Source organism: Nocardia farcinica (assembly GCF_029867845.1).
Taxonomy (GTDB): Bacteria; Actinomycetota; Actinomycetes; order Mycobacteriales; family Mycobacteriaceae; genus Nocardia; species Nocardia farcinica_A.
On the sequence record NZ_JARWRU010000842.1, the window covers coordinates 1 to 2241 of the forward strand.

Here is a 2241-nt window from a genome sequence, read left to right on the forward strand (position 1 = left end):
TCCCCCGCCGGCCGTGCGGCGGGGGGCGCGCCCTCCCCCCCCCCCCCACCACCCACCCCCCCCCCCCCCCCCCCCCCCCCCCCCCCCCCCCCCCCCCCCCCCCCGGGGCCGCCGCCCCCGGCTCTCGCCCCCCACGTCACCCCCCGCCCTACTGGCGCGGGCGCACCCCGCCGAGGCCGGCGGCGCCACAGGCCGAGCTGCCGGTGAGCCCACCGGAGCTCTCGGCGACCTGCACGGTCAGCGAGTCGCTGATCAGCAACTGCCTGGCCTCGAGCCGGTGCGAGCCCGCCGTGCTCGGCTTCCACTTGATGGTCACCTTGTCGCTGAGCAGCGAGGGCCGCACCGGGCTGCCCGGGATCGCCACCCCGTTGTCGGTGAACTTCACCTCGGTCAGACGGTCGACGTCGACCCGGGCGGTCAGGGTGTAGGAACAGCCGACGGTGTGGTTCTCACCGGAGACGGTGAGGTCGCCGACCCACGCGGCGGCGTGCGGGGCGGTGAGCACCGCGGTGGCGACCATGGCGCCGAGTGCCGACGCGCCGAAACCGGCGCGTCGCAGGTGACGGTGTGATGCTGTCATGGGCGTTGCAACTTCCTGTCTTCCCTACCCACTCCTGTGGGTCAGGCGTCACGCTACACAGACGAAGGCAAGCCCACGGCTATTTCTGAAATAAATCCTTTTAAGTTTTTACCCGGCCTCGGCGACGCGCACCGCGATCCGTGCCGGCCTGCCCGGATCGGCGTTGCCGTGCCACGCCACACCCGCACGCGCGCCGGTTTCCCCGCCCAGCGCGGGGAAGCCCGACGCGGCGAGGGTATCGCGCAGCCCGGCCACCGAGGCGGGATCCGAGACGGTGATCTCGAGGTCGAGCAGATCGCGCGTGGGCAACTCCGGGACCGAGGTGGGACCGACATGCTCGATGCTCGTGGCAGCGGTCCCGCAGGCCACCCACAGCCGGGCGATCAGCCGCCGGGCCTGGGCCGCCCAGCCGGGATCGGCGGCGACGGGCCGGGGGTCCGCCTCGGCGGCGACGCCGGTGCGCAGGTTGCGCTCGAAGGGCACCAGACGCCGCTCCCACAGCTCGTGCACCACCGGCGCGATCGCGCCCTCCGGGCCACTGTTGTCCAGCAGCACGTCGGCCACCGCGCGCCGCTGCTCGTCGGTGGCCTGGGCGGCGATCCTGGCGCGCGCGTCGTGCTCGGGCACGCCCCGGAACTCGACCAGTCTGCGGATGCGCTCCTCGGCGGGCACGTCGACGATCAGCACGAGATTCATCAGCGGGGCGAGACCGATCTCCACCAGCAGCGGGATGTCCTGCACCACAATGGCGGCGGCGGGCGCGGCGGCGATGAGTGCGGCGGGGCGCTGGCCGACGAGCGGAGGGGTGATGGCGTTGAGCTTCTTGCGCGACTCCTCGTCGGCGAAGGCCACGGCCGCCAGCGCAGGCCGGTCCAGGCTGCCGTCCTCGGCGAGGATGCCGGGGCCGAACGCCTCGGCGAGCGCGGCCAGCCCCTCGGTGCCGGGCGCGACGACTTCCCTGGCGATGACGTCGGAATCCACGATCACGGCCCCGCGCTCGGCGAGAATCCGCGCCACCGTCGACTTTCCAGCTCCCATGCCTCCGGTGAGGCCGATCCGCAACATGAGCCCAAGTCTCGCATCCCGCGGCCCGGCGCAGGCCCACCACCCGGCCGGCGGCTTTCGCTCGTCCGCCGCATTCGTTACCGCCGATCCGTCGTCGCAGCCGGACCGTGATGCCGCCGAGACGATTTCGCAACATTTTCTCGGATATACCGTCGATGTCGTCAAAGTTTCGACACGCTCCCCGCTCACAACCGGCAAAATTCGCCGAATGCGCATTTCACTCGACTAATCTTCGTCCTGGCGAATCAGTCGAATCACCCAGTTCCACACCGAGCGAAGGAAATCCATTGCGCATGAGAATCCGCCGAGCGGGTCGCCACCGCCTCGGTATGGCAGGCGGGGTGCACTGCCTCGCGATTCCCGCTGTCGCGGCCGTCCACGCCGAGCTCCGCAGGCCGTGGCTGTCCTCGTTGCGGCAACCTGCCCGGCACAGTCTCGCCGCCCGGCGCCGCAGGACCGCGGCGCCCGCGACCACGCGCTGGGTGCCCGCCGCCGCGAACTGATCCGACGCACCGACACCGAGGGCCCGGCCGAACGGCCGGGCCCGCGGCGGGGGCGCCCTGGCCCGCGCACCCCGCGCGGGGGCGGGCCGGGCG

3 protein-coding genes are annotated in these 2241 nt (G+C 72.9%); 1 reads left to right on the plus strand and 2 read right to left on the minus strand.

What is annotated here, in order from left to right:
• Window positions 1-148 precede the first annotated feature (148 nt).
• Both QH283_RS18475 and coaE read right to left on the minus strand, forming a co-directional pair.
• Window positions 149-580: a hypothetical protein gene (locus tag QH283_RS18475; RefSeq protein WP_280504241.1), complete on the minus strand. Its 432-nt coding sequence runs from the start codon at window positions 578-580 to the stop codon at window positions 149-151.
• A gap of 108 nt (window positions 581-688) precedes the next feature.
• Entirely contained in the window at window positions 689-1645 is a 957-nt protein-coding gene (coaE, locus tag QH283_RS18480; RefSeq protein ID WP_280504242.1) for a dephospho-CoA kinase, read from the minus strand.
• A 293-nt stretch (window positions 1646-1938) separates the two neighbouring features.
• Between coaE and QH283_RS18485 the strand changes: the two genes are divergently transcribed.
• Window positions 1939-2148 (plus strand): hypothetical protein, encoded by a 210-nt coding sequence (locus QH283_RS18485; protein ID WP_280504243.1) that lies wholly within the window; start codon window positions 1939-1941, stop codon window positions 2146-2148.
• Window positions 2149-2241 lie beyond the last annotated feature (93 nt).